Origin of the sequence: Streptococcus sp. oral taxon 431 (assembly GCF_023115445.1) — a bacterium.
Classification (GTDB): Bacteria; Bacillota; Bacilli; order Lactobacillales; family Streptococcaceae; genus Streptococcus.
This window is the reverse complement of record NZ_JALDUI010000016.1, coordinates 18,790-43,330: the sequence shown is the minus strand read 5'-3', so window position 1 is coordinate 43,330 and position 24,541 is coordinate 18,790. Positions and strand designations below refer to the sequence as shown.

The 24,541-nt window shown below is 40.5% G+C and carries 22 protein-coding genes; 5 read left to right on the top strand and 17 right to left on the bottom strand.

Going from position 1 to position 24,541, the window contains the following annotated elements:
- Window position 1: 1 nt before the first annotated feature.
- The 4 genes from M1R56_RS08315 to M1R56_RS08300 all read right to left on the bottom strand — a co-directional run bounded on the left by M1R56_RS08315 (window position 2) and on the right by M1R56_RS08300 (window position 4,628).
- Window positions 2–1,201, bottom strand: coding sequence for an MFS transporter (locus tag M1R56_RS08315; RefSeq protein WP_248035717.1), 1,200 nt, complete (start codon window positions 1,199–1,201; stop codon window positions 2–4).
- A gap of 270 nt (window positions 1,202–1,471) precedes the next feature.
- On the bottom strand, window positions 1,472–2,818 hold the full coding sequence (gene asnS / locus M1R56_RS08310) for an asparagine--tRNA ligase (protein WP_162489300.1): 1,347 nt from the start codon (window positions 2,816–2,818) through the stop codon (window positions 1,472–1,474).
- Between the two features lie 146 nt (window positions 2,819–2,964).
- Window positions 2,965–4,143 (bottom strand): pyridoxal phosphate-dependent aminotransferase, encoded by a 1,179-nt coding sequence (locus M1R56_RS08305; protein WP_248035715.1) that lies wholly within the window; start codon window positions 4,141–4,143, stop codon window positions 2,965–2,967.
- A complete protein-coding gene (locus M1R56_RS08300; RefSeq protein WP_248035713.1) occupies window positions 4,140–4,628 on the bottom strand; it encodes a DUF5590 domain-containing protein in 489 nt (162 codons plus the stop codon). The genes M1R56_RS08305 and M1R56_RS08300 overlap by 4 nt, the downstream gene beginning before the upstream one ends.
- Window positions 4,629–4,888: 260 nt before the next feature.
- Here M1R56_RS08300 and M1R56_RS08295 point away from each other — a divergent pair, with 260 nt between their 5' ends.
- Entirely contained in the window at window positions 4,889–5,437 is a 549-nt protein-coding gene (locus M1R56_RS08295) for an NADPH-dependent FMN reductase (RefSeq protein ID WP_248035711.1), read from the top strand.
- 52 nt (window positions 5,438–5,489) lie between these two features.
- On the opposite strand, the gene M1R56_RS08290 is transcribed toward M1R56_RS08295, so the two are convergent.
- Window positions 5,490–6,680 carry an O-antigen ligase gene (locus M1R56_RS08290; protein WP_248035709.1) on the bottom strand — a complete coding sequence of 397 codons (1,191 nt, stop codon included), beginning with the start codon at window positions 6,678–6,680 and terminating at the stop codon, window positions 5,490–5,492.
- A gap of 210 nt (window positions 6,681–6,890) precedes the next feature.
- On the opposite strand from M1R56_RS08290, the gene birA reads away from it, so the two are divergent.
- On the top strand, window positions 6,891–7,826 hold the full coding sequence (gene birA, locus M1R56_RS08285; RefSeq protein ID WP_248035707.1) for a bifunctional biotin--[acetyl-CoA-carboxylase] ligase/biotin operon repressor BirA: 936 nt from the start codon (window positions 6,891–6,893) through the stop codon (window positions 7,824–7,826).
- 55 nt (window positions 7,827–7,881) lie between these two features.
- Here birA and M1R56_RS08280 read toward each other — a convergent pair whose 3' ends face one another.
- The 6 genes from M1R56_RS08280 to M1R56_RS08255 form a co-directional block, all read right to left on the bottom strand.
- Complete coding sequence (locus M1R56_RS08280) at window positions 7,882–9,072, bottom strand: acetate kinase (protein ID WP_248035705.1); 1,191 nt, start codon at window positions 9,070–9,072, stop codon at window positions 7,882–7,884.
- 49 nt (window positions 9,073–9,121) lie between these two features.
- Window positions 9,122–10,075 (bottom strand): class I SAM-dependent methyltransferase, encoded by a 954-nt coding sequence (locus tag M1R56_RS08275; protein ID WP_248035703.1) that lies wholly within the window; start codon window positions 10,073–10,075, stop codon window positions 9,122–9,124.
- A gap of 98 nt (window positions 10,076–10,173) precedes the next feature.
- Complete coding sequence (locus M1R56_RS08270; RefSeq protein WP_248035701.1) at window positions 10,174–11,781, bottom strand: CTP synthase; 1,608 nt, start codon at window positions 11,779–11,781, stop codon at window positions 10,174–10,176.
- Between the two features lie 320 nt (window positions 11,782–12,101).
- On the bottom strand, window positions 12,102–12,677 hold the full coding sequence (gene rpoE / locus M1R56_RS08265; RefSeq protein WP_348982772.1) for a DNA-directed RNA polymerase subunit delta: 576 nt from the start codon (window positions 12,675–12,677) through the stop codon (window positions 12,102–12,104).
- A gap of 282 nt (window positions 12,678–12,959) precedes the next feature.
- On the bottom strand, window positions 12,960–14,159 hold the full coding sequence (locus M1R56_RS08260; RefSeq protein ID WP_248035697.1) for an ABC transporter permease: 1,200 nt from the start codon (window positions 14,157–14,159) through the stop codon (window positions 12,960–12,962).
- Window positions 14,156–15,049: an ABC transporter ATP-binding protein gene (locus tag M1R56_RS08255; RefSeq protein ID WP_045763567.1), complete on the bottom strand. Its 894-nt coding sequence runs from the start codon at window positions 15,047–15,049 to the stop codon at window positions 14,156–14,158. Before M1R56_RS08255 ends, M1R56_RS08260 begins: the two co-directional genes overlap by 4 nt.
- 327 nt (window positions 15,050–15,376) lie before the next feature.
- Between M1R56_RS08255 and M1R56_RS10090 the strand changes: the two genes are divergently transcribed.
- Both M1R56_RS10090 and M1R56_RS08245 read left to right on the top strand, forming a co-directional pair.
- Complete coding sequence (locus tag M1R56_RS10090) at window positions 15,377–15,592, top strand: alpha/beta hydrolase (RefSeq protein ID WP_248035695.1); 216 nt, start codon at window positions 15,377–15,379, stop codon at window positions 15,590–15,592.
- Window positions 15,538–16,284, top strand: a complete 747-nt coding sequence (locus M1R56_RS08245) for an alpha/beta hydrolase (protein ID WP_348982773.1) — start codon at window positions 15,538–15,540, stop codon at window positions 16,282–16,284. The genes M1R56_RS10090 and M1R56_RS08245 overlap by 55 nt, the downstream gene beginning before the upstream one ends.
- Before the next feature lie 119 nt (window positions 16,285–16,403).
- On the opposite strand, the gene pheT is transcribed toward M1R56_RS08245, so the two are convergent.
- From pheT to M1R56_RS08220, 5 genes are all read right to left on the bottom strand, one after another.
- Window positions 16,404–18,809 (bottom strand): phenylalanine--tRNA ligase subunit beta, encoded by a 2,406-nt coding sequence (gene pheT, locus M1R56_RS08240; protein WP_248035693.1) that lies wholly within the window; start codon window positions 18,807–18,809, stop codon window positions 16,404–16,406.
- 130 nt (window positions 18,810–18,939) lie between these two features.
- A complete protein-coding gene (gene pheS, locus M1R56_RS08235) occupies window positions 18,940–19,986 on the bottom strand; it encodes a phenylalanine--tRNA ligase subunit alpha (RefSeq protein WP_248035692.1) in 1,047 nt (348 codons plus the stop codon).
- Window positions 19,987–20,262: 276 nt separating this feature from the next.
- Window positions 20,263–20,979: an LD-carboxypeptidase LdcB/DacB gene (ldcB, locus tag M1R56_RS08230; protein ID WP_248035689.1), complete on the bottom strand. Its 717-nt coding sequence runs from the start codon at window positions 20,977–20,979 to the stop codon at window positions 20,263–20,265.
- An 11-nt stretch (window positions 20,980–20,990) separates the two neighbouring features.
- The gene (locus M1R56_RS08225) at window positions 20,991–21,452 is read right to left on the bottom strand and encodes an HIT family protein (protein ID WP_248035687.1); all 462 of its coding nucleotides are present in this window, start codon (window positions 21,450–21,452) and stop codon (window positions 20,991–20,993) included.
- Window position 21,453: 1 nt separating this feature from the next.
- The gene (locus M1R56_RS08220; RefSeq protein WP_248035686.1) at window positions 21,454–22,491 is read right to left on the bottom strand and encodes a M42 family metallopeptidase; all 1,038 of its coding nucleotides are present in this window, start codon (window positions 22,489–22,491) and stop codon (window positions 21,454–21,456) included.
- Between the two features lie 134 nt (window positions 22,492–22,625).
- Here M1R56_RS08220 and M1R56_RS08215 point away from each other — a divergent pair, with 134 nt between their 5' ends.
- Complete coding sequence (locus M1R56_RS08215) at window positions 22,626–23,150, top strand: DUF1307 domain-containing protein (protein WP_248035685.1); 525 nt, start codon at window positions 22,626–22,628, stop codon at window positions 23,148–23,150.
- A gap of 47 nt (window positions 23,151–23,197) precedes the next feature.
- On the opposite strand, the gene brnQ is transcribed toward M1R56_RS08215, so the two are convergent.
- Window positions 23,198–24,523 carry a branched-chain amino acid transport system II carrier protein gene (gene brnQ / locus M1R56_RS08210; RefSeq protein ID WP_248035664.1) on the bottom strand — a complete coding sequence of 442 codons (1,326 nt, stop codon included), beginning with the start codon at window positions 24,521–24,523 and terminating at the stop codon, window positions 23,198–23,200.
- Between the last annotated feature and the right edge of the window lie 18 nt (window positions 24,524–24,541).

Here is a 24,541-nt window from a genome sequence, read left to right as displayed (position 1 = left end):
TTTACTCAGTTTTTAAGTCCTTGTCCAATACCTTGCCCATCCTTTTTAGACCGATTATTAGGATAGGGTAGGTTAAAAGCAAGATAAGACCTAGAACTAAAAATACAGCTACAAGACCCCAACGATCGATCAACCAACCTGTCAGTGGAAATATAACAATCATGGAAAGACTAAAGAGCATAGAATTGATACTAAGCATAGTTGCTCTTACACTGGAAGGTAAATAACCTTGTAAGTCATTGAAATAGATTGGTTGATAAACTGCATAAAGTGTATCAGTTAAAAGATATACAAGAAGAAAAGCAAAGGGGGTCCCTAAAAACACCAACAACAAGGCCAAGCCCGTTAGTGCAACAAGAGTCGGAAAAACTCGATTACTATTCCATTTTTTACCGATTTGACTAGCTACATAAACCGCTATAAGATTTAACCCACTACCAATAAGCATAACCAGTGAAACCTGCCATCCTGCTAAGTCACTTATTTTCTGCTGATAATAAAAGTAAAACATACACATGAGTGTCCCGACTAGCTGGTAAGTCAGCATCCAGTAAAAGAGTACTGGTTTTTCATGCCATTCTTTTCGTACTTGCAGGACAATCGTTTTAAAGGTTAAGGCTTCATTTTTCTCTCTCTTAGCCATTGGTTCTTTCATAAAATAAATCAAAATGATAGAAAGAAATGATAATCCAATGGCGATCAGATAGGTCCATGCCAATGCTCCGTGAATAAAGAAGCCTGCGACAACTGTACCTAGGGTTCGGGTGACTTCTGCCACACCAGACAAAAAGCTAGAAATCTGAAGATAGCGGTCCTTTTGACCCGCTTCTACCGCAGAATCATATAAGAAAGCGGTACTGGTCCCCGAATCAAAATTATAAGACCAAGCATTGACCATCATAGCAAAAGCATAAATCCAAAAATTCCCCTGACCAAACAAAATCAAGATAGAGGACACAATACTGGCCAAGCGCGCCAAATAGAGATTGGTTTTGTAGCTAAATCGATCGGCCAACATACCAGACGGGATTTCACACAAGAGACTCGTCCCATGAAAGATACTTTCTAATAGACCGATTTGAAGTAAGGAAAGACCATTTTGGATAAAAAACAAAATCCAAAAACTGGTGATTCCAAAATAAGAAGTGAATTCCAGACCTGCTAAGAGTGGAATATTGCGTTTGTAAGTTCTTTTAAACATTGTTTTCTCTCTTTCAATATGTAATATGACTGTTTCTAAAAGACTTACTTAGAGTTGCCTACATTTTCTCCACCTCTTTCATTTAAAGTAATACTCAATGAAAATCAAAGAGCAAACTAGGAAGCTAGCCGCAGGCTGCTCAAAACACTGTTTTGAGGTTGTGGATAGAACTGACGAAGTCAGTAACATATATACGGCAAGGTGAAGCTGACGTAGTTTGAATTTGATTTTCGAAGAGTATAAAAACGCCAGATGGCGTTTTTATAGTTATTAAGGTTTGATACGGTGCAACATACGTGGGAATGGAATGGCTTCACGGATGTGTTTTGTACCAGCTGCGAAGGTTACCATACGCTCGATACCGATACCAAATCCACCGTGTGGGACTGTACCGTATTTACGAAGATCAAGGTAGAATTCATATTCTGTACGATCCATACCGAGCGATTCCATCTTCGCTACAAGGGCATCGTAGTCTTCCTCACGCATTGAACCACCGATGATTTCTCCGTAACCTTCTGGTGCGAGTAAGTCTGCACAAAGAACGCGGTCTGGATTACCAGGAACAGGTTTCATGTAGAAGGCCTTGATGTCTGCTGGATAGTTAATCACGAAGGTTGGTACACCAAAGTGGTTTGAAATCCATGTTTCGTGTGGTGAACCAAAGTCATCACCATGCTCGAGATGTTCGTAGTCTGCATCTTCATCATTTTCATGCTCTTGCAAGAGGTCAATGGCTTGATCGTAAGTGATGCGTTTGAATGGCTCTGCAATGTAGCGTTTCAAAAGCTCAGTGTCACGTTCCAATGTTTCCAAGGCTTGAGGAGCACGATCAAGAACACCTTGAAGCAATGCTTTTACATAAGCTTCTTGCAAGTCAAGTGACTCATCGTGTGTCAAGTATGAGTACTCCGCATCCATCATCCAGAATTCAGTCAAGTGACGACGAGTTTTAGATTTTTCAGCACGGAATACTGGACCAAAGTCAAAGACACGACCAAGAGCCATAGCCCCAGCTTCAAGATAAAGCTGACCAGATTGGCTCAAGTAGGCTGGTGTTCCAAAGTAGTCAGTTTCGAAAAGTTCTGTAGAATCTTCTGCTGCATTTCCTGAAAGAATTGGGCTATCAAACTTCATGAAGCCATTCTTATCAAAGAACTCATAAGTCGCATAGATGATCGCGTTACGGATTTGCATCACTGCTACTTGTTTGCGTGAACGCAACCACAAGTGGCGGTTATCCATCAAGAAGTCTGTTCCGTGTTCTTTTGGAGTGATTGGGTAATCTTGAGATTCACCGATCACTTCGATGTCTGTAATATCCAACTCGTAACCAAATTTAGAACGTTCGTCTTCTTTGACAATCCCTGTCACAAAAACAGATGTTTCTTGGCTTAGGCGTTTGATGGTGTCAAATTTTTCAAGACCTACTTCTTCTCCAAATTTTTCGATAAAGTTTGGTTTGAAAGCCACGCCTTGGAAAAAGGCTGTTCCGTCACGCAATTGCAAGAAGGCAATTTTTCCTTTTCCTGACTTGTTAGCAACCCAAGCACCAATAGTGACTTCTTGACCAACGTAGTCTTTTACTTCGATAATTGTTACACGTTTTGTCATCATTTATCTTCCTTTTTTTGTTTAACTTGTCCAAAGACATTATTACCCACTATTGTACCACAAATAATGCCTGATAGCTAGATTCTATCAGAGAAAAATCTCAGGTTTTATCCAAAAAAATCTCCGTCAGGACAACGAAGATCTTATTTTTATTTTTCCATAAATTGGTGTAAGCGACGAATAGCTTCTTTGAGTGTATCTAGGTCTGTCGCATAGCTGAGACGGACATTCTCTGGTGCTCCAAATCCTGCTCCTGTAATCAGAGCCAGACCAACTTCCTCAAGAATAGCCGTTGTAAATGCTGTTACATCTGTATAGCCTTTCATCTCCATAGCTTTTTTAACATTTGGGAAGAGGTAGAAAGCTCCTTGCGGTTTGACTACTTCAAAGCCAGGGACTTGGCACAAGAGAGGATAAATGGTATTGAGACGTTCCTCAAAAGCCTGACGCATGGTTTCTACAGAGTCTTGTGGACCAGTTAAGGCCTCGATTGTTGCGTATTGTGAAACAGCGGTTAGGTTAGAAGTTGTTTGACCAGTCAATTTGCTCATAGCAGCAATAATTTCTGGATCACCTACTGCATAACCAACACGCCATCCTGTCATAGCGTAGGCCTTAGACACTCCATTGATGACAATAGTTTGTTTGCGAATAGCTTCTGAAAGACTGGAGATTGGAACAAACTCATTCCCGTTATAGACCAAACGACCATAAATATCATCTGCTAGGATAAGAATATCATGCTCAACTGCCCAATTTCCAATGGCTAACAATTCCTCCCGAGAGTAGATCATACCGGTAGGATTAGATGGTGAGTTAAGAACTAAGACTTTAGTCTTATCTGTTCGAGCTGCTTCTAATTGCTCCACAGTTACTTTAAAGTGATTGTCTTCCTTGGCTTGGACAAATACTGGTACACCTTCAGCCATCTTAACCTGATCCCCATAGCTGACCCAGTAAGGAGTAGGAATGATTACCTCATCTCCTGGATTAATCACAGCCATAAAGAAAGTATAGAGGGAGAACTTGGCACCTGTAGCAAATGTGACTTCATTTGCCGCCACAGAATAACCATAATAACGTTCAAAATAGGTATTGACCGCTGCTTTTAATTCAGGCAAACCTGAAGCTACCGTATAGAAAGAAGCACGTCCATCTCGAATAGCCTCAACAGCAGCATCTTGAATATTTTTAGGAGTATGGAAATCTGGCTGACCCAAGGTTAAAAAAAGGATATCCTTTCCTTCTGCTTTTAACTTCTTAGCTTTTGCATCGCTAGCCAGAGTGACGCTTTCTTCTATTTCTAAAACACGTTTGGATAATTTCATAGCTTCTCCTTTTCGAGTATGACACCTGTTTCAAAATCAACCAGATAGTAGTCTCCACCAGACTTGATTTCCCAGACGGGCTTATCAGCATAGCGTCCAAAGGTAACCGTATCAATTTCAGTTGCTCCTTTTTCTCTAACAACTGCTTCTGCTTTTTCTTGTGAAGTACCATTTTCTAGTTGATACACATAGATTTTTTGACTATTTTTCTCAATTAAAACAGCTATTGGCTTTTGATTTTTATCTTGACCTAGGACACTATAGTAGCTCTCTAAACCATTAAAAAAGTCAATCTGACTAACCGTTTCCAGCTCAGCATACTGCTTGGCCAGTCTCTCCCCTTCTGTCTTTGCAGTTCGATAAGGCTTCATACCAAGCCACACCAAATAAAGAAAGGAAGAGGTCACAACTAGAGCCAGCATGGTTAAGCCAATACTGTACTGAAATAATAGGGAATTTTTTTCTTTTTTCTGTCTCATTTTCACTCGTCTATTTTACCATCTATCCTAGTGAATTACAAGTGAATAAAGGGGAGGATTTAGCACGGAACTTCTCTTATGACAGGAGTATATGACGCTTGAATCATTGATTTCACAGACTTTTCATAATCTCTACTCCTAAAAATAATCTTGACTATCATCGATTTTTATTTTCCGAGCAGATTTCTTGCAAATAATTTCCTTTTGTTGTAACATTGTTTATAACAACAGAGATAACTCTGATTAAAATCTAAAGGAGACTCCCTATGTCTAAAAAAGTATTATTTATCGTTGGTTCACTTCGTGAAGGTTCTTTCAACCACCAAATGGCGCTAGAAGCTGAAAAAGCTCTTGCAGGTAAAGCTGAGGTTAGCTACCTTGACTACTCTACAATTCCTTTATTTAGTCAAGACCTTGAAGTTCCTACACTTCCAGCTGTTGCTGCTGCACGTGAGGCAGTTCTTGCTGCTGATGCTATCTGGATCTTCTCTCCAGTCTACAACTTCTCGATTCCTGGTACAGTGAAAAACTTGCTTGACTGGCTTTCACGCGCAATTGACTTGTCTGATACACGCGGAGCATCTGCTCTTCAAGATAAGATTGTAACAGTATCATCTGTAGCCAATGCTGGTCATGACCAACTCTTTGCAATCTACAAAGACCTCTTGCCATTCATCCGTACACAAGTTGTTGGTGAATTCACTGCAGCTCGTGTCAACGATTCTGCTTGGGCAGATGGTCAATTAGTTCTCGAAGACAGTGTTGCTTCTTCACTAAAACAACAAGCTGAAGACTTGGTTCAAGCTATTCAATAATTGAATTAAAAAAGAAAGATAGTAGAAAATGTTAGTTTCTACTATCTTTTTCTTAATCAACTAATTCATCAATCATACTATGTTTCAGTGGTAAACTACACATCACTAAAAGGAAAATAAAGGAAGATTGAATCCAAAAAAGAGCCAAATCAAAAATTCCGTGCACAGCTACTACTGTCAAGAAAGAGAGGTAAAGTCCAAGGATAGGACGCTTACTAGGTACTTGACTCATATCAATCAACATTCGTACCGGAGTGGAAGAAGCAATCCCCAAGAGAACTGTACCAACAACTCCATAACTCAAAATCGTATCTATATAAATACTATGAGCATGTTCATGATAAGGTGCTCCAATACGAGGAAAAGAGTGCATATAGGTTAGCGGTCCTTCACCCCAGAATGGATTTTGCTTAAACAAGGCCATCCCAGCATTCCAAATAGAAACACGCTCTTCCATAGATGAATCTAAGGTTCCCATTCGAACACCCAAATCACTTGAAAATAGAAAGGCTAAACCAACCCCAAAAACTCCAACACTAAGCCAGAAAGCACGCCAGTTCTTAATAGTTGTGAAGAGATAAATAATCGCTCCAAAGATAATGGCTGGAAAAGCTGTGCGATTCTGCGTAAAGTTTAAACCGAATAAATTAGCAAAGATGGCAATCATAGAAAAGATTCGTAACCACCTTAACTTCGTTGTACTAATCAGATAAAAACCAATCATGATACAGAAACAACAGATAATTCCATAGTAATTGGGATTAAAGAAGGCAACCTCCGCTCGATTTTGATGCCAAACCTGCATTCGTGGTGAGAGGAAGGTATAATCAAATTTCTTTACAATTTGGAAATGTTCCAAGGATGCAAAGGCTGCTGCAAAGACACTTAAGGCTAATATTCCTTCAATCGTCAACCTGAAAAATTTAGGAGTCAATTGAGATTGATAATAGTAAAAGAAGATGGCAAACAGAAACATGGCCACCGAAGAAACTACTCCCATCACATTTTGTGCCAGAAGAGAAATTGCAGTGCTATAAGCAATAAAAAAGAGCAAGACAGGGTGTTGAGACAAACGTTTCAAGATCCCCTTCATCTCCCCAGTATATACTAACCAAAGTAAGTAAGAGATAAAAATAATAACAAAAAGATAAAAAGGAAGAAAAATACTCAGAATAACTCCTAAAAGAAGTCCTTCTTGTTTCGATAAACTTTTTAACTTTTCAATGACACCTATTGATTTCACAACAGATCCTTTCCTTCTGAATATCACATTCAGATAAATAAGCTATTAAAACATTTTACCATTTTTCAAGCGATTTGAAAACCTCTTTGCCTCTATCATCGTGACTAAAACAAAGTAAAATTTTATAGTTAGCTAAGATTACTTGAAAATCGCTATCCCTTTTTTAAAAATATGGTACAATAAATCTAATTATTCCAGAAAGGGTCTAGCATGAAATCCTACCAAGAAGTCTATAAAATACTAGTTACTGAGACTAATTATCTAAGCGGAGAAAAAATCGCTGAGAGATTAAACCTATCTCGAACTTCCGTATGGAAGGCGATCCAACGTCTCCAACAAGAGGGACTGGAGATTGACAGTATCAAAAATCGTGGCTATAAACTTCTGGACGGAGACCTTATCTTGCCTCAGGAAATCGAAGCGAATAGTCCCATTACTGTCCAGTTTAAACCCTCAACAAAATCTACCCAAACTGATGCTAAAGAGGCTATGGAAGCTGGTGCCAAAGGGGATAAACTCTACCTTTCCACTAGCCAAACCATGGGACGCGGTCGTTTTCAACGTCCCTATTATTCTCCAGATAAGGGGGGGATTTACATGTCCCTTCACCTACAACCCAATCTCCCTTATCAGAATCTTCCTGCCTATACACTTCTAACAGCTGGAGCTATCTACAAGGCTATCAAAAACCTTAGTTTAATCGACGTGGATATCAAGTGGGTCAATGACATTTATCTGAACCAGAAAAAAATTGCTGGTATTCTAACCGAAGCCATTACCTCCGTAGAAACTGGTCTCGTTACAGATGTTATCATTGGGGTCGGGATCAACTTTTCTATCGCTGAATTTCCCAAGAATCTACAAACTAAAGCTGGAAGCTTATTTTCTCAAAAGACTCCCATTACTCGCAATGAATTGATTGCTGAAATTTGGAAATGTTTCTATGAAACAGAAGCCGATGAACTCCTCTATCTCTATAAAAAGCGCTCAATCGTTTTAGGAAAAGAGATTTCCTTCAAGAAGGATCAGGAAATAATCACAGGAAAAGCCTGTGACATCTCTGACCAAGGTCAACTGCTGATAGAATTAGCCAAGGGTGAAAAGATTTGGCTTAATAGTGGCGAAGTTTCGTTGACTAAATGGTAGTTTTCCTAGATCAAAAAAATCGACCTTTATTATTGAAGGTCGATTTTTTGATTTGTTATTTTTTCAAACGTTCAACGTCACGCGCGATAACGAGTTCTTCATCCGTTGGAATTACCAGTACACGTACACTTGCTGCATCTGTCGAAATATCTCCGGTTACACCAAAGACATTTTTCTCTGGATCTACATCACAACCGAACCAAGAAATTCCTGAAATAACATCTTCACGTACATTAGTAGAATTTTCACCGATACCTGCTGTGAAAATAATAGCATCTGCTCCATTTAGGACTGCAAGGTATTGACCAATATGTTTTTGGATACGGTCAACATACATTTCATAAGCCAAAGTAGCATCGTGATCTCCTGCCTCCATAGCAGCAATTACATCACGCATGTCACTAGATTTACCAGAAACACCCATCAATCCTGACTCACGATTGAGAATACGACTGATGTCCTCAGGCTTGTTAAAGTCCTCTGTATATTGCATTAAATAAGGAATGATGGCTGGGTCAATATCCCCTGTACGAGTTCCCATCATTACACCACCAAGCGGAGTGAATCCCATTGAGGTATCAACAGATTTCCCACCCTTAACAGCTGTAATAGAAGCACCATTACCGATGTGACAAGTGATTAACTTCAACTCTTCAAGTGGACGACCCAAGAGTTTTGCTGCTTCTTGAGCAACGTACTGATGGCTTGTACCGTGCGCTCCGTACTTACGAACCTTGTTTTCTGTGTAATATTTTGTTGGTAGAGGATAGCGATAAGCTTTCTCTGGCATTGTTGTATGGAAGGAAGTATCAAAAACAACGACACTCGTAATATCTGGCAATAATTCTTTGAAGGCGCGAATACCCGCAGCATTTGCAGGATTGTGCAATGGAGCAAGAAGACCTAACTCTTCAACTTTTTCAATTACATCACCTTCCACGACTGTAGACTCTTTGAAGTACTCTCCACCTGCAACGACACGGTGTCCAACACCAGTAATTTCATCATAAGATTTAATAATATCAAAACGAATCAAGTCATCAAGCAAAATCTTAACTGCCAAAGTATGGTTGTCAATGTCAAGGACTTGTTGTTCTGAACGACCATCAAATTTAACTGTAGAAATAGAATCTTTCAATCCAATTCGCTCAATCAACCCTTTTGCAAGCACCTTTTCTTCTGGCATTTGGTAAAGTTGCCATTTCAAGCTAGAGCTTCCAGCGTTAATTGCAATGGTTTTTGTCATAATGTTTCCCCTTTTTTAAGCGTTTTCAACTATTATATCAAAATTTATACTAGATTTCATGTTCTTGACACCAATTTTGAAAATTTTCCTTAAATTCCAACAAAATTTCAGGATCCCGAAGGCTAGTAAGTGGATAAACAAAGGGCTCTGTCCCTTCTCCCACCTTCTTTTGCAAAACAAAAATGGTCTTAGACTGGGCTCCTTGAGCGAATAGCTCCTCTGGTAAAGCTATGATAGCGACTAGTTGAGCTTGATCAGTCAGCCAGGATTTCAAGAAATCACTCTGAGGACTCGTCAAAAGATCTGTTGGAGCAAGAAAAATAGCATAGCCTCCCGTCTTAAGATACTTGAGAGATTGCTCCATAAATAGATGATGAGCGTAAGTATGTTCATCCTTTGCTGCCACTTGGTAACGTGAAGCAATCTGATCGTCTGGGTAGTAGCCAATTGGGAGGTCGCTCACAATAATATCACTTTCTTTTAATACTTGTGGACGTACTGCATCTCCTTGGACAAAGCCCATTTGCAGATCCATAACTTCTGCCATGCTTGCAGCCAGATCGATCAAGAGGTCATCTAGCTCAATCCCAAGGTAATCTACCTTTTTGTTCATGGACGTTAAGAAGCTAGCACCTAGAATTCCCATCCCAGACCCCAACTCTAATAAACTTAGATTCTCAGCAGGCCACAGTTGCTCTATCAGAAAAATCATCAAGTGACCAATGGCATCTGGTGTAAACTGGTGATTTGCTTGGAGAGGTTCTGTTTGCGCTGCCTTCATTAACAAGAATTGGTAGGTTCGTAACCACTCTTCTTTTCGAAGAGCCAATCGTTTTAATGCTTGATTGTTTTTCTTGACATCTTCCAGATTTGTCTGACCATCCAGATAGATTCCATTTTGCTCAATCAAGGCATCGTAAAAATTTGTCGTCAAATCATTTTGAATGATTTGGACATTTTCTAGTAAATAGGTATATGCTTGTTCAATTTTTTCAAAATCCATACCCTTATCTTACCAAAAATAATGTCCTTTTTCCAGATTTTCATGATAGTGAAAACAAATTAAAACCTCTGAGATGACTCTCAAAGGTTTTATTCTGTCTATTTACTATTTTCAACCGCTGCTGTTACAAAAGCAGTGTAAAGTTCCTCTGGGCGGTTTGGACGACTTGAAAGCTCTGGGTGATACTGACACGCTACAAAGAATTTATTTTCTGGAATTTCCACAATTTCTACCAAACGATTATCTGGAGAAACTCCTGAGAAGACAAAACCTGCTCCTTCAAACTGCTCACGGAAGGCGTTGTTAAACTCATAACGGTGACGGTGACGGCGTTGCACCACCTCTTTGTTATGATAAGCTGCCGCTGCCTTAGAACCACGTTTTAACTTAGAAGGATAAAGTCCCAAACGAAGGGTACCACCCATGTCCTCAACATCAATCTGATCACGCATGATATCGATGATAGGGTATTTGGTATCAGGATTTAGCTCTGCTGAATTAGCTCCTTCAAGACCTAAGACATTACGTGCAAACTCGATACAGGTCAACTGCATACCCAAGCAGACTCCCAGCATTGGTACATCATTTTCACGCGCATAGCGGATGGCTTGGATTTTCCCTTCAGTACCACGTTGGCCAAAACCACCTGGTACGATGATTCCGTCCGCATCAGACAAGAGCTCTGCCACATTCTCTGCTGTCACATCATTGGCATTGATCCAATTGATTTTCACTTCTGCATCATTGGCATAACCAGAGTGTTTCAAGGCTTCAACCACAGAAATGTAGGCATCTTGCAACTCGACATACTTACCAACAAGAGCAATTTTGACTTGTTTTTTGAGATTCATGACCTTGTCAACCATAGCTGACCACTCTGTCATATCTGCTGCCGGTGCATCTATTTTCAAATGGTCACAGACGATTTGATCCATGCCTTGTGCCTGCAGATTAAGTGGGATTTGGTAAAGATGATCCACATCCAAGGACTCAATAACTGCTTCTGGCGCCACATCACAGAACTGGGCTAGTTTATTTTTAATCCCTTGTCCTACTTGTTTTTCTGTACGAATGACCAACATATTTGGCTGGATTCCCAAACCACGCAATTCTTTGACAGAGTGTTGAGTTGGTTTGGTTTTCATTTCACCAGCTGCCTTGAGGTAAGGAAGCAAGGTTGTATGGATATACATGACATTTTCTGCTCCGACATCAGACTTCATCTGACGAAGCGCCTCTAAGAATGGAAGGGACTCAATATCGCCGACTGTTCCCCCAACCTCTGTAATAATAACATCAGAGTCAGTCGTTAGAGCAGCACGCTTGATTTTTTCTTTCAAAGCATCTGTAATATGAGGAATAACTTGGACAGTTGCACCCAAATACTCTCCACGGCGTTCCTTGCGAAGAACTTCGCTGTAGATTTTACCAGTTGTCACGTTTGAGTATTTGTTGAGGTTGATATCGATAAAACGTTCATAGTGACCCAAGTCCAAATCTGTCTCAGCCCCATCATCAGTTACAAAGACTTCCCCGTGCTGGTAAGGACTCATAGTTCCTGGGTCGATATTGATATAAGGGTCAAATTTTTGGATGGTCACCTTCAAACCACGATTTTTCAAGAGCCGTCCTAGACTCGCTGCAACGATCCCTTTTCCAATAGACGACACCACACCACCAGTGACAAAAATATATTTCGTAGACATAGATTCCTCTTTCTAAAATGCTCAAGGTCTTGTTCACTAGAGGGGGATTGAGAAAACAAGACCTTCATCAATAACTACAACCCAAGAAGAAAAGTTTCCTGGAAAAACAAAAATAGCTCCCTAATAACTAGGGAGCTCCGACCTCAAAAAGAGGTGCCCGAACAATATATTACCTCAAAATGAACCATTTGTCAAATAGAACAAATCGTTGACTTGGCATTCCATCTTGCATAACTCATTCAAACTAAAAAGTAAAAAGAGGCTGGATCTAGGAAATCGAGACTTAAGCGACCGATACCTGTTCCAGCTCCTTTTTATTTTTATTCTTCCTCTTCTTCAGAGTCTTCGTCGTCCTCTTCATTAAGATCGACTTCTTCATCTAGATCATCTGGGGCGATTTCATTGATTTCAGCATCATAGGCTTCCACTTCATTCTTCTCATCATCTGGATTTTCATCATCATAAGAAAGAGCTGGATCTTCTTCGTATGCATCCTCATCTTCTGGATCATCTGCACTGTAATCAATAGCATCTGCATCACCATCCATGAAGGCGTTGACACGTTTTTTCTTAGCCTTAGGTGCTACTTCTTCATCATCACTTTCTTCAAGAGCAATGATTTCCTCATCGATTTCATCAACTCCATACCATGAACGAAGACCCCATTTGTTATCTCCAAGTGAGATAAAGCTACCGTCAAAGTTCAACTCTGTATAGAACAAAGGCAAAGCTTCACGAATATCGCTATTAGAGGTACCGAGATAGTTTTGGATTTCATTAACCAAATCACTAAAATGCATTTCGTGATTACGACCACGGAGTTCCAAGATGGCACGAGCCACCTCAATCATAGATAGTTCACTTTTTTCTTGCCCAGCAAATACTTCTAATTCCAAAGCGTTTCTCCTCATTTTTTACTACTAACGTCAGAGTAGATAAACTCTGATCTCATTTTATCATGTACTCTTTATTGTACGATAATTTTGCCTAATAGTCAAAGGTTTAGGAGAAATAAATGTGAAATATTTCAGCTAATTAATACTCAATGAAAATCAAAGAGCAAACTAGGAAACTAGCCGCAGGCTGTACTTGAGTACGGCAAGGCGACGTTGACGCGGTTTGAAGAGATTTTCGAAGAGTATAAAAGACCTGGGAGATACACTCACAGGTCCGATACTTTATTTATAACTCAAAGCTCGTTTAAAGGTTTTCCAGATCCCCAAATCATCTGTTTGAAGGACCAAACTAGCATACATACGTCCGATAAAGGCTGTTGCAGTAACTGCAAAAATAACCGTTATAGCAAGCGAAATCCAAGCCTCTAGTCCATTTGCGTAACCATTGATAGCTCTGAAAGGCATAAAGAAGGTTGAAACGAATGGGATGTAAGAACCGATTTTCAAAATCAAATTGTCCCCAGAAGTTCCTAATACTGTTACCCCAATGAAACCTACCATAATCAAAAGCATCAAAGGCGATAAGGCCTTACCAGAGTCTTCAGGTCGCGAAACCATAGAACCTAAGAAGGCAGCCAAGACTACATACATAAAGAGACTAACCAAGACAAATAACAAGGTATTGATCGAAAAGGCTTCTCCCAAGTGATTTAGAATACCTGAATTTGCCAAGATAGGCATATCCTTAAAGAAGAAAATAGCTCCAAGACCACCTACAACATAAATACCAATATGAGTCAAAATAACGAGAAGTAAGGCAATCATGCGGGCGTAGAAATAATGGCTAGCACGAATGCTTGAGAAGACCACTTCCATGATTTTAGTTCCTTTCTCGCTGGCTACTTCCTGAGCAGTAACACTAGCATAAGTAATCAAAATCATATAGAGGAAGAAACCAAGTCCTGCAGCCGCAAAGGTTTGAACCAGCTTTTTATTTTCCTTGGCTTCATCTATCTGCTCTGTAAATTGAACCGTTTGAGCCAAGCGTTTTTCCTGTTCCTGAGACAAATTTGCTTCTGAACGGTTGAGTTGGGATTGGAGTTCATTCAACTTAGCGGTCACTGCTAACTTAATGCCACTCTCTAGTGAAGTCTCACCATGATAGACTGCCTTGAGGACACTATTCTCCTGGTCAATGGTCAGATAACCTTTTATTTTCTCATCCTTGATAGCGGCTTGGGCACTCGCTTCATCCTTATAGTCAAAGTTAAGACCATTGGTCGATTTAAGTTCTTCTGTAACAAGAGGAACAGAACTAACTACTGCTACCTTACTATTTTGAGCCAAGGAAGAACCTTGGAGAACACCAATTCCTCCAGATAGACCTAAAAAGAGGAAAGGCGAAATCACCATAAAGAAGAAACTCCACGACTTGACATGTCTTAGATAGGTTTCTTTGATTACAACCCACATATTTCTCATACTTCCACCCCTGATTCTAATTTAAAGATTTCATCGATTGTTGGAGCTTGTTGATCAAACGTCGCGATATATTGACCTTGAGTCAAGATTGGGAAGAGTTCTCTACCTGCACTTTCATCATCCAAGATCAACTTCCAGCTACCTTGCTTGGTCAAGCTAACCTGTTTGACATGAGGAAGACTCTCCAGTTCTTCCTTGCTTCGTTCACTTGAAACAAAAAGTCGTGTTTTGCCGTATTGATTTCGGACCTCTTGAACCGGTCCATGCAAGACCACACGCCCATCACGAATCATGAGGATATCATCACAAAGTTCTTCGACATTGGTCATGACATGGTCAGAAAAGATAATGGTCGCGCCGCGTTCTTTTTCTTTCAAGATAACCCGCTTAAGAAGTTCGGTATTAACTGGATCCAAGCCACTAAAAGGCTCATCTAGGATAATCAAATCTGGTTCATGAATCAAAGTGATAATCAACTGAATCTTCTGTTGATTTCCTTTTGAGAGACTTTTGATCTTATCCGTCAGTTTCCCCTTGACTTCCAGTTTTTCCATCCATTGAGGGAGTTTTTCTTTGATTTCCTTAGCGTCCATGCCTTTTAGAGTCGCCAAGTAACGAACTTGTTCAAGGACTGTCAATTTAGGCATAAGACTGCGTTCTTCAGGGAGATAACCAATGCGAGCATAGGTCTCCTGACGAATGTCTTGACCATCAAGCTCAATCTCCCCTTGATAGTCTAAAAATTTCAAAATACTGTGAAAAATAGTTGTTTTCCCAGCTCCATTTTTCCCGACCAGCCCTAAAATACGCCCTGGTCGTGCTTGAAAGTCAACACCAAACAAAACTTGCTTAGGCCCAAAACTTTTCTCTAGATTTCTTACTTCGAGCATCATCCACCTCCGAAATTTATTGCACTCATTATACTCCTTTTTGATAGCATTTACAATGATTTATGTACATTTTTAAATCTTGATTTCAAGAAGGATATTTACTGGGTAGGAACTTTATTAGCTTATCACCAAGCATTTTAGTCCTCCAGATTTTAAGTGATAAATTTATTATACTCATTTCTTGATAAATCCGTTGGCTATGTCCTCAAATGTTCATTTTCAGTCCTGAATTGTTACTACTAATCTTCATCTTTCTGCCTAGCTTATCGTGCTATTTTATGGTATATTTTTGATAGACTATCGATTATCATCGGCAAGGAAACTGATATGAAAAAAAGACTTAAACTCGAGCCAAACAACAATAACTTAATCATTTGGGAAGCTGAACAGCCAAAAGCCATTCTTCAGCTTGTACATGGCATGGTAGAATACGTAGAACGATATGAAGAATTTGCTCTAGCCATGAATAACGAAGGCTTTACTGTTTTATCGGCCATGACCATATCGGCCATGGTTATACTGCTCAAAATCCAAGTCAGCTAGGAGTCTTTCCTGAATCTCCCGAGGAACTCATCGATGATATTGAAAGAGTGACCTCTTTTATTCAAGAAAGCTATCCAGAACTTCCAATAGTCCTTCTAGGGCATTCTATGGGGTCTCTTATGTGTCGCTATTATGTAGCTAAGCGAAAACCACCTATCAATGCCTTGATTATCATGGCGACTGGTCAACAACCTCAGTTTCTGACTCGGTTCGCTCTCATACTAACAGAATGCATCCGACTTATAAAAGGGAATAAATACCGTAGTAAACTCTTGACTTATCTATCAACTGATAGCTTTAATCGAACTATTAAAAATCCTAAAACATCTGTCGATTGGCTCTCAAAAAATGAAGAATCCAATCATGCTTATCTGAAGGATCCATTCTGTCAATTCATACCTACTATTCCCATGTACAGAGCCATTTTTTACTTCTCTAACCAAGTAGCGAGTAAACAAGTGATCGATGAGATTCCAACCCAACTCCCAATTCTCGTGATTTCAGGACAAGAAGATCCTCTAGGCGAAAATGGTAAAGGTATAGAAAGATTTGTAAAACTCCTAAAGGTTTCACATTCGAAAGTAAGCCTTCGATTAGTTGAAGAGGCTCGTCACGAAATTCTAAACGAGAATAATCGAAACGATACCTATCACTTCATAGCTGATTGGATGACAAAAAATACCGATGTCTGATTATCTTGTAACAGTATTAAAAAGGAGTTGTTTCCCCGTCAATTTGATTCAATCATCAGGCTAAAGCTTGATGATTTTTTCTACTAAAAAATCCATCCCTAGGGATGGATTGAAAATTTTTAACGCACTTCTGCATTCACTTTTTCTTCGAGTGATGCTTGGATTTTTTCCATGTAGCGTGCAACTTCTTCGTCAGTTAAGCTATCTTCTGGATTTTGGAAGGTCAAGCTATAAGCCATTGACTTCATACCAAGTCCTAGTTTTTCGCCTGAGAAGACATCAAAGAGTTTGATATCTGTCAAACGTTTCACGCCTGCAGCTTGGATAGCGTCTACAACTTCTTGGTGAGTGACTTCTGCCTTGAGGAGAAGGGCGATATCACGGCTGACTGCTGGGAATTTGGTGATTTCCACAAATGGAGCGGCTGGTTGAAGAGCTGTCTCAATAGCTGAAAGGTTGAGCTCTGCTACATAAGTTTCTGGAATATCATAAGCCTTAGCTGTAACAGGATGTACTTGACCGAGGAAACCAAGGACTTGATTACCAAGTGAAATCAAGGCTGTACGTCCTGGGTGAAGGCTAGCGATTTCAGATGTTGCTGTATAAGTCACTTCAAGACTCAAGCGAGCAAAGAGAGCTTCCAAAATTCCCTTGGCATAGAAGAAATCAACCGGTACAGCTGCAGTTTGGAAGTCTTTTTCAGCAACTAAACCTGTCAATGCAAAAGCAAAGCTGTTGATTTCATTTGGCAAGTCTTCTTTTGGATTACCGATTTGCTCGAAGACTTTTCCAATCTCATAAAGAGCCAAGTTTTTATTCTTACGTGCTACGTTGTAGGCAACTGTATCCAAAATACCTGAAACCATATTTTGACGGAGGACTGAACGGTCCACTGTCATTGGCCACATCAATTCTGTCAAATGACTTGGTTGAATCGTAAACTCAACTGCTTTTTCAGGAGTTGTTAGAGCGTAGGTGATGATTTCTGTCAGACCCGCTCCTTCTGCAATGGTACGTACTTGACGACGAAGTTTTTGTGTCGCAGTCAATTCACCAGCTGTTCCATCATCTTTTGGAAGACTAGTTGGCAAGCGATCGTAACCATAGATACGAGCGATTTCTTCAAAGAGGTCCGCTTCAATAGTGATATCCCAACGGCGACGTGGAACGCTAACTGTGAAGGCTTCTGCATTTCCAGAAAGGCCAAATCCAAGACGACGGAAGACATCTTCAACATCAGCAAATGAAAGCTCTGTACCGAGGACACGGTTGACATCAGCAAGAGTTGAAGAAACTTCCACATCAGAAGTGTCAAGCTCACCTGCTGAAACAATGCCCTTACGCACTGTTGCTCCTGCAAGCTCTGCAATCATGCTGGCTGCCGCATCAAGGGCTTCATTTACCGTTGCCACGTTGATGCCTTTTTCAAAACGAGAAGAAGATTCAGAACGAAGATTGAGACGACCACTTGTCTTACGGATAGATTTGCCATTGAAGACAGCAGCTTCAAGAACTACACGACTAGAGTTTTCAGAGATTTCTGTAGCTTGTCCGCCCATGACACCTGCAAGGGCAACAGGTTTATCAGCAACAGTGATGACTAAGTCATTTGTTTCCAAGTCACGTTCTTCACCGTCCAAGGTCACCAATTTTTCACCAGCACGCGCTTCACGCACACGAATCTCGCTTCCTTCAAAGGTATCCAAGTCAAAGGCATGCATAGGCTGACCAAAGTAAAGCAAGATATAGTTGGTTACGTCAACTACATTGTTAATCGGACGGATTCCTTCATTCATGAGAAGATTTTGCAACCATTGTGGACTTGGTGCGATGGTCACATTATCCAAGATACGAGCCGCATAGTAAGGAGCCTTGTCTGTATCAATGCTGACAGAAAGAGCGTCTGCTGCAGATTCATTGGTTTCTGTTAAACTGAATTCTTTAAAGTTGACTGCCTTGTCATAGATAGCTGCTACTTCGTGCGCTACTCCACGCATAGAAAGAGCGTCTGCACGGTTTGGAGTGATAGAAAGTTCGATAATTTCATCATCCAAGTCTAGGTATGAGAAGACTTCCTCACCTGGAACGGCATTTTCTGGCAAGATTTGGATGCCATCTGCGAATTCCTTTGGTACAACTGAATCAGAAATCCCCAATTCACCAAGGGAACAGATCATTCCAAGTGACTCTAAGCCACGGATTTTTCCTTTTTTGATCTTGTAGTTGTCAGCAATACGAGCACCTGGAAGAGCCACCATAACCTTGATGCCTGCACGAACATTTGGTGCTCCACAGACGATTTGACGGGCTTCTTCTTCGCCAACGTTAACCTGACAAACATGGAGGTGAGTTTCTGACACATCTTCGCAAGACAAGACCTCACCGACGACAATTTTTGAGAGACCAGCAGCAGGTGAGTCGACACCTTCTACCTCGATCCCTGTAGTTGACATTTTTTCAGCCAACTCTTGTGATGGCACATCAATGTCCACCAATTCTTTTAACCATTTGTATGATACTAACATAATTCTGATCGTAAGATCTCATCAATCGAGACCTTTTCAATTCCTTTCTTTTTCTTCGAGTAAGCTCTTGCCATTTCTCACCGAGAGGAAATGACTAGAACTGTATAGGATTGTGTTTCAGCTTTCAATCTTATTTAAACTGTTCTGAGAAGCGGACATCTCCTTGGTAGAATCCACGGATATCGTTGATTCCGTAACGAAGCATGGCTACACGCTCTTGTCCAAGACCAAAGGCAAAACCAGAGTATACAGTTGCATCGATACCACTCATTTCTAGAACACGTGGGTGAACCATTCCGGCACCCATAATCTCGATCCAACCAGTTTTCTTACATACATTACAGCCGTCTCCACCACACTTGAAGCATGAAACATCGACCTCAACAGAAGGCTCTGTGAACGGGAAGTAAGATGGACGCAAACGGATTTGACGCTCTTCACCAAACATTTTTTGGACAATCAACTGAAGAGTTCCTTGAAGGTCAGCCATAGAGATGTTTTTCCCGACAACCAAGCCTTCGATTTGGTGGAATTGGTGACTGTGGGTTGCATCGTCTGTATCACGACGGAATACTCGCCCTGGTGAGATCATTTTCAAAGGACCTTTAGAGAAGTCATGGGCATCCATAGCACGCGCCTGAACTGGAGATGTGTGGGTACGGAGCAAGATTTCTTCTGTGATGTAGAAAGTGTCCTGCATATCACGGGCTGGGTGGTCTTTTGGAAGATTCATACGTTCAAAGTTGTAGTAGTCTTGCTCCACTTCAAATCCATCCACAACTTGGTAACCCATACCGATAAAGATATCTTCGATTTCTTCACTAGTTTGTGTTAAAACGTGACGGTGACCAGTCGCAACTGGACGACCTGGAAGTGTCACATCAATGCTCTCGCTAGCTAATTGTGCAGCGACTTTCTTTTCTTCCAATAGTTTAGCTGTTTCTTCAAAAGCAGCTGTCAAGACATCACGAGCCTCATTTACGTATTTTCCGATAACTGGTCGCATTTCTGCAGAAACATCTTTCATTCCTTTAAGGATTTCAGTCAGTGATCCTTTTTTACCAAGGACTGAGACACGCAATTCTTGCATCTCTTTTTCATTTTCAGCAGTAATCTGCTTCAAGCTAGCTAGCGTTTCTTCACGAAGCGCTTTTAATTGTTCTTCAATAGTTGACATAATTCCTCCATCAGTCTCTCGTAGATAAAAAGAAAACCACATGCCAAAAACTCCACTCGGAGCGTTGACACGCGGTACCATCCGTTTTCATCTGACAAGTCAGACCTTTATTTCTGAATCCATAGGCAAGTGAATTCACCCAGCTTTCATATAGAGAGCTTTCAGTCACGGCTCTCCTCCCTGATATACTTCCCCTGAGATACTAGTCTTGCAGATTCCTATTTAATTATTATTCATTTTATCAAATTTTAAGTAATCTTGCAAGGTGTTTTGCGACTAATCAACATAGTCTCCACCTTCAAAGCCATAATACTCCTCCAAACTGAGACCACTTGCTGCAATTTCTTTGGCTTCTTTTCCGACGTAGCGCAAATGCCATTCTTCAGCCATATATCCTGTTTCTTTTTCCTTACCTTTAAGATAACGAACGACGAAGCCATAGTCTGCAGCATGATCCAAGAGCCATTGGGCTGCTTTTTCTTCTGTCACTAAGTCTCCATCTGTGCCGATAAGGTCGAAAGCAAGACCAGTTTGGTGTTCACTATATCCAGGTCGTGCAGAATAGCGGTCAGCCTCTGCCTTTCCGTCTTGATTGACATAATCTTGATACAATTTAACCTGAGTCTCATAACTTCTAAATCCACTATAGTGGTCGCTGATTGGGAAACCTGCTTGCTGCATAGCTGCAATAAGTTTCAACAGTTCTGCCTTAGCGGTAGGATTTTCTCCTGGATTATAATCTTTAGATAAGGGATAGTGTTTATTAGCGATAACAATTTCATCGTACTTGCCTTGAATACTATAGTAATCTCCCTTATTGACCACTTCTGCCTTTTTGGGGCTCGCTTCCTGAGATTTACTTCCCGCGGTTCCTTCTTGTACAGTCTTTTGCTCTGAAGAAGCTTTTGCGTCAGAAGTTGCTGGTTTTTCTTGCGAACAAGCCGCCAATGTTAGGGCTAGTAGTCCAGACAAGATAAGGTATCTTTTTTTCATGATTTATCCTTTCATATGATAACTTTATCCAATGCAACGGATAAAGTTTGAATTAAGTTTTCTAATTGTTTCGGTTGCGCTTGGCAATCTTCTGCTGCCATTTCTTCCCAAGGAACCCACCAGACTGGACCACGACCATTAAGACCGTGCCCCTTCATATCACCCTCACGTCTCGGAAAAATATGCCAGTGGGCATGGGCATCCCCATTTCCAAGCAACTCTACATTCATCTTTTCAGCAGAGAAGGCTTTAGAGACAGCTTCCTGAACCATACTCATTTCCTCTAAAAAACGAAGTTTAACACTTGGATCTAGATGATGTAGTTCTGTGACATGTTCCTTTGCTAAAAACAGAGTGTAACCTTCAAAATACTGGTGGTCTCCAATGACAACATAGCCTGTTTCCAGTTCTTTTACAAAGTAGGGATTGTCACCAGTCTTGATGAGTTCAATTCGATCACAAATCAAGCACATCTTAGTCCACCAAGTCACTCTTGAGATAAGCATCTACCATACGTTCAGTTGCTACAACAGAATCAACATGGGTACGTTCGTATGAGTGACTAGACTCGATACCCGCTCCTAGAAGAGCGTGTTTGACTTCTGCTCCAGCTGACATGGCCGCAGAAGCATCCGAACCGTAAAATGGATAGATATCTAGTTTAAATGGAATATCTTGCTCTTTTGCTAAAGCAACCAAATGTTGACGGAATTCATAGTGGTAAGGACCAGAAGCATCTTTAACACAGATAGACACTGTGTACTCGTCTGTCTGCTGATCATCTCCCATTGCTCCCATGTCTACTGCTAGGTACTCAACAACTTGACTAGGGATACTTGAGTTAGCACCATGCCCCACTTCTTCAAAGACCGAGAAGGCAAAATGCGTAGTGACAGGAAGTTCAATCCCTTCTTCTTTGTAGACTTTGAGGAGATTAAGGAGAATAGCTGCGCTGACCTTGTCATCCAAATGACGAGACTTGATAAAGCCTGTCTCAGTAACGACAGTTCGTGGGTCAAAACTGATAAAGTCTCCAACTTCGATACCGAGTGCGCGTGTTTCTTTTTCGTTGGTTACTTTTTCATCCAAACGAACTTCCATATTGTCCTGCGTGCGTTCCGCAGTTCCAGCATCTTTGTAAACGTGACAAGAAGTCTGGTGGATCAAAATGGTACCTGAAATAGTCTTACCTGTACTAGCCACATGAACTGTACAGTTTTCGCCTTCAATCATATTCCAAGGGTAGCCACCGATACGGTCCATCTTAAGACGACCGTCTGGTTTAACAGCACGGACAATAGCCCCCAAGGTATCCACATGGGCAGTTATAAAACGCTGTTGCTCGTCATTTTTACCTTTGACAGTAACGTTGACACCACCTTTGGCAGTACGGATTGGTTGATAACCTAGTTTTTCAAGAGTCTCAACCAAATAATTCGTAATCTCACGCGTAAAACCTGTTGGGGACGCGATAGCAGTAAGTTCTTTGATATATTCTACAGTTTGATTCATTTCTTCACCTCTTCCTAATATTATATCACTTTTCCCATTTTAGTATGTGTAAAAAAGGACGACACCTAATACTTTGATTCCAAAAAATGGCTGTGCTATAATGATATTAGATTTATGATGAAAGGAAAAAAGACATGAAGAAATATTTCAAAGCTAGCCTCTGTCTAGTTCTATCTTTGCTTGTCTTGTTGGGATGTTCTAAACAATCAACAACTACTTCCTCTAGCCCTAGCAAGGAGGAAAAAAACACGCTTGAAAACTCAGAAACAAAAGCTGAGGTAAAAACTGCTACCTTTGTCAATGATACTCGTCCTGGCTTTACTTCTACCCTGACTTATAGTGTTGAAGGAGACAAAGTATTGAAACAATCAGGTCATAATATCTATGATCCAGAATCTTACAACAAAACACCAGAAGAACTTAAAACCTTGGTTGAAGAAACCTACAAAGGCTATAATGGCATCCAGGGTGTTCGCCAGACTATTGAAATTCAAGATGGGAAAGTCGTTCAAGATGCAGAATTTGATTTTACAGTCGCTAATATTGATGAACTCAGAAAAGCCTTCCCTGAAGAATATTCTGGGGTTGGGAAAACGTTCAGTTTTGCTGCTTCTAAAAAATTGCTAACTGAACTTGGATTTACTGAAAAAACCGACTAACTTTTATAGAATATAAAAACCTTGGCCCAATAGAGCCAAGGTATTTTTTATTCCATTTCAAAAGCTTCACTTTCTTGTTTATTTGGAAGAACAAGAGAAAGTAGAATACCGATAATAGCTGGTACTAACCATGGCAGAGAAGCCTCCGCAAATGGTAGAGTGTTCACGATATTTGCAAGGACCTCAACTTTAAAAGTAGATCCTAAAACACTTGCAATGGCAATGGCTGTGACAATACCAACCGTTAATTGCATTCCTGGTTTTGAAAGAGCAACAAACTTGTTCACAATCACAATCATGACAATGGCAATCGTAATTGGGTACAAAATAACGAGAACTGGTACAGAGTACTTAATAATAGCACTCAAACCAAGATTTGCAATGGCAAAACCAATCAAGGTAAAGACAGTCGCATAAACCTTGTAGCTGACTTGTGGGAAACGTCCGTTAAAGAACTCGGCAGTTGATACAATCAACCCTACAGTCGTTGTGAAGCAAGTAACGGTTACCATAGCCGCAAGGAAAAGCTGAGCAGTAGAACCAAAGATTTCTTGAGTAGCTTGAGACAAGATATAAACTCCAGGAGTTCCACTCTTCATTGCTTCTTCTGTTACTGGGAAATGATTGCCCAAGAAACCTAGACCGATGTAGAGAGCACTAAATCCGAGTGCTACAACGATTCCAACAACCCAAATGGTTGAAATGTACTCTTTCTTGTTTGAAAAACCAAGTTGTTTCAAGGTTTGTACTGCAATAACACTGAAGGCAACCGAAGCAAGCGCGTCAAGTGTATTGTATCCTTCTAAGAAACCAGCTCCAAAGGCGGAAGCTTGATAAGCTCCTGAAGCTGCTTGTGGTGCGTTCCCAGCATACTTTAAAGCTCCAAGGATGACCAGAATAACAATTAAGATGGCAAAAACTGGAGTCAAGACTCGACCAATACGATCCAAGATTTTTGAAGGATTCAGCGAAATTAGGTAGGCAGCTACAAAGTATAGAATGGTGAAGACAATCAAACCTAAACCTTTATCTGCTTGATCTAATAGCGGACTAATACCAACTTCAAATGATGTCGTTGCTGTACGTGGAATGGCAAAGAATGGACCAATCGACAAGTACAAAGCTGCGAGATAAATTGTCGCAAACCATGGTGAAATTTTCTTAGAAATTTCATAGATATAGCCCTTTGGATTAAGGGTTCCAATGATTAAGGTTAGGACGGCAATCCCAACACCTGAAAATACAAATCCTGCAATGGCAGGGAGAAAGTTTTCTCCAGACTGTGCGCCTAGAGTTGGAGGGAAAATCAAGTTACCTGCTCCAAAAAATATTCCAAACAGGAGTAATCCTGTTAAAGCACCTTTTTTAGCCATAAACTCTCCTTATAAAAA

Excerpts from the sequence above, each read along its gene's own strand:
- M1R56_RS08315 (WP_248035717.1), bottom strand. The coding sequence starts at position 1,201 with ATGTTTAAAAGAACTTACAAACGCAATATTCCACTCTTAGCAGGTCTG.
- asnS (WP_162489300.1), bottom strand. The coding sequence starts at position 2,818 with ATGATGACAAAACGTGTAACAATTATCGAAGTAAAAGACTACGTTGGT.
- M1R56_RS08305 (WP_248035715.1), bottom strand. The coding sequence starts at position 4,143 with ATGAAATTATCCAAACGTGTTTTAGAAATAGAAGAAAGCGTCACTCTG.
- M1R56_RS08295 (WP_248035711.1), top strand. The coding sequence starts at position 4,889 with ATGTCTAAAAAAGTATTATTTATCGTTGGTTCACTTCGTGAAGGTTCT.
- birA (WP_248035707.1), top strand. The coding sequence starts at position 6,891 with ATGAAATCCTACCAAGAAGTCTATAAAATACTAGTTACTGAGACTAAT.
- M1R56_RS08280 (WP_248035705.1), bottom strand. The coding sequence starts at position 9,072 with ATGACAAAAACCATTGCAATTAACGCTGGAAGCTCTAGCTTGAAATGG.
- M1R56_RS08275 (WP_248035703.1), bottom strand. The coding sequence starts at position 10,075 with ATGGATTTTGAAAAAATTGAACAAGCATATACCTATTTACTAGAAAAT.
- M1R56_RS08270 (WP_248035701.1), bottom strand. The coding sequence starts at position 11,781 with ATGTCTACGAAATATATTTTTGTCACTGGTGGTGTGGTGTCGTCTATT.
- M1R56_RS08260 (WP_248035697.1), bottom strand. The coding sequence starts at position 14,159 with ATGAGAAATATGTGGGTTGTAATCAAAGAAACCTATCTAAGACATGTC.
- M1R56_RS08255 (WP_045763567.1), bottom strand. The coding sequence starts at position 15,049 with ATGCTCGAAGTAAGAAATCTAGAGAAAAGTTTTGGGCCTAAGCAAGTT.
- M1R56_RS10090 (WP_248035695.1), top strand. The coding sequence starts at position 15,377 with ATGAAAAAAAGACTTAAACTCGAGCCAAACAACAATAACTTAATCATT.
- pheT (WP_248035693.1), bottom strand. The coding sequence starts at position 18,809 with ATGTTAGTATCATACAAATGGTTAAAAGAATTGGTGGACATTGATGTG.
- pheS (WP_248035692.1), bottom strand. The coding sequence starts at position 19,986 with ATGTCAACTATTGAAGAACAATTAAAAGCGCTTCGTGAAGAAACGCTA.
- ldcB (WP_248035689.1), bottom strand. The coding sequence starts at position 20,979 with ATGAAAAAAAGATACCTTATCTTGTCTGGACTACTAGCCCTAACATTG.
- M1R56_RS08225 (WP_248035687.1), bottom strand. The coding sequence starts at position 21,452 with ATGTGCTTGATTTGTGATCGAATTGAACTCATCAAGACTGGTGACAAT.
- M1R56_RS08220 (WP_248035686.1), bottom strand. The coding sequence starts at position 22,491 with ATGAATCAAACTGTAGAATATATCAAAGAACTTACTGCTATCGCGTCC.
- M1R56_RS08215 (WP_248035685.1), top strand. The coding sequence starts at position 22,626 with ATGAAGAAATATTTCAAAGCTAGCCTCTGTCTAGTTCTATCTTTGCTT.
- brnQ (WP_248035664.1), bottom strand. The coding sequence starts at position 24,523 with ATGGCTAAAAAAGGTGCTTTAACAGGATTACTCCTGTTTGGAATATTT.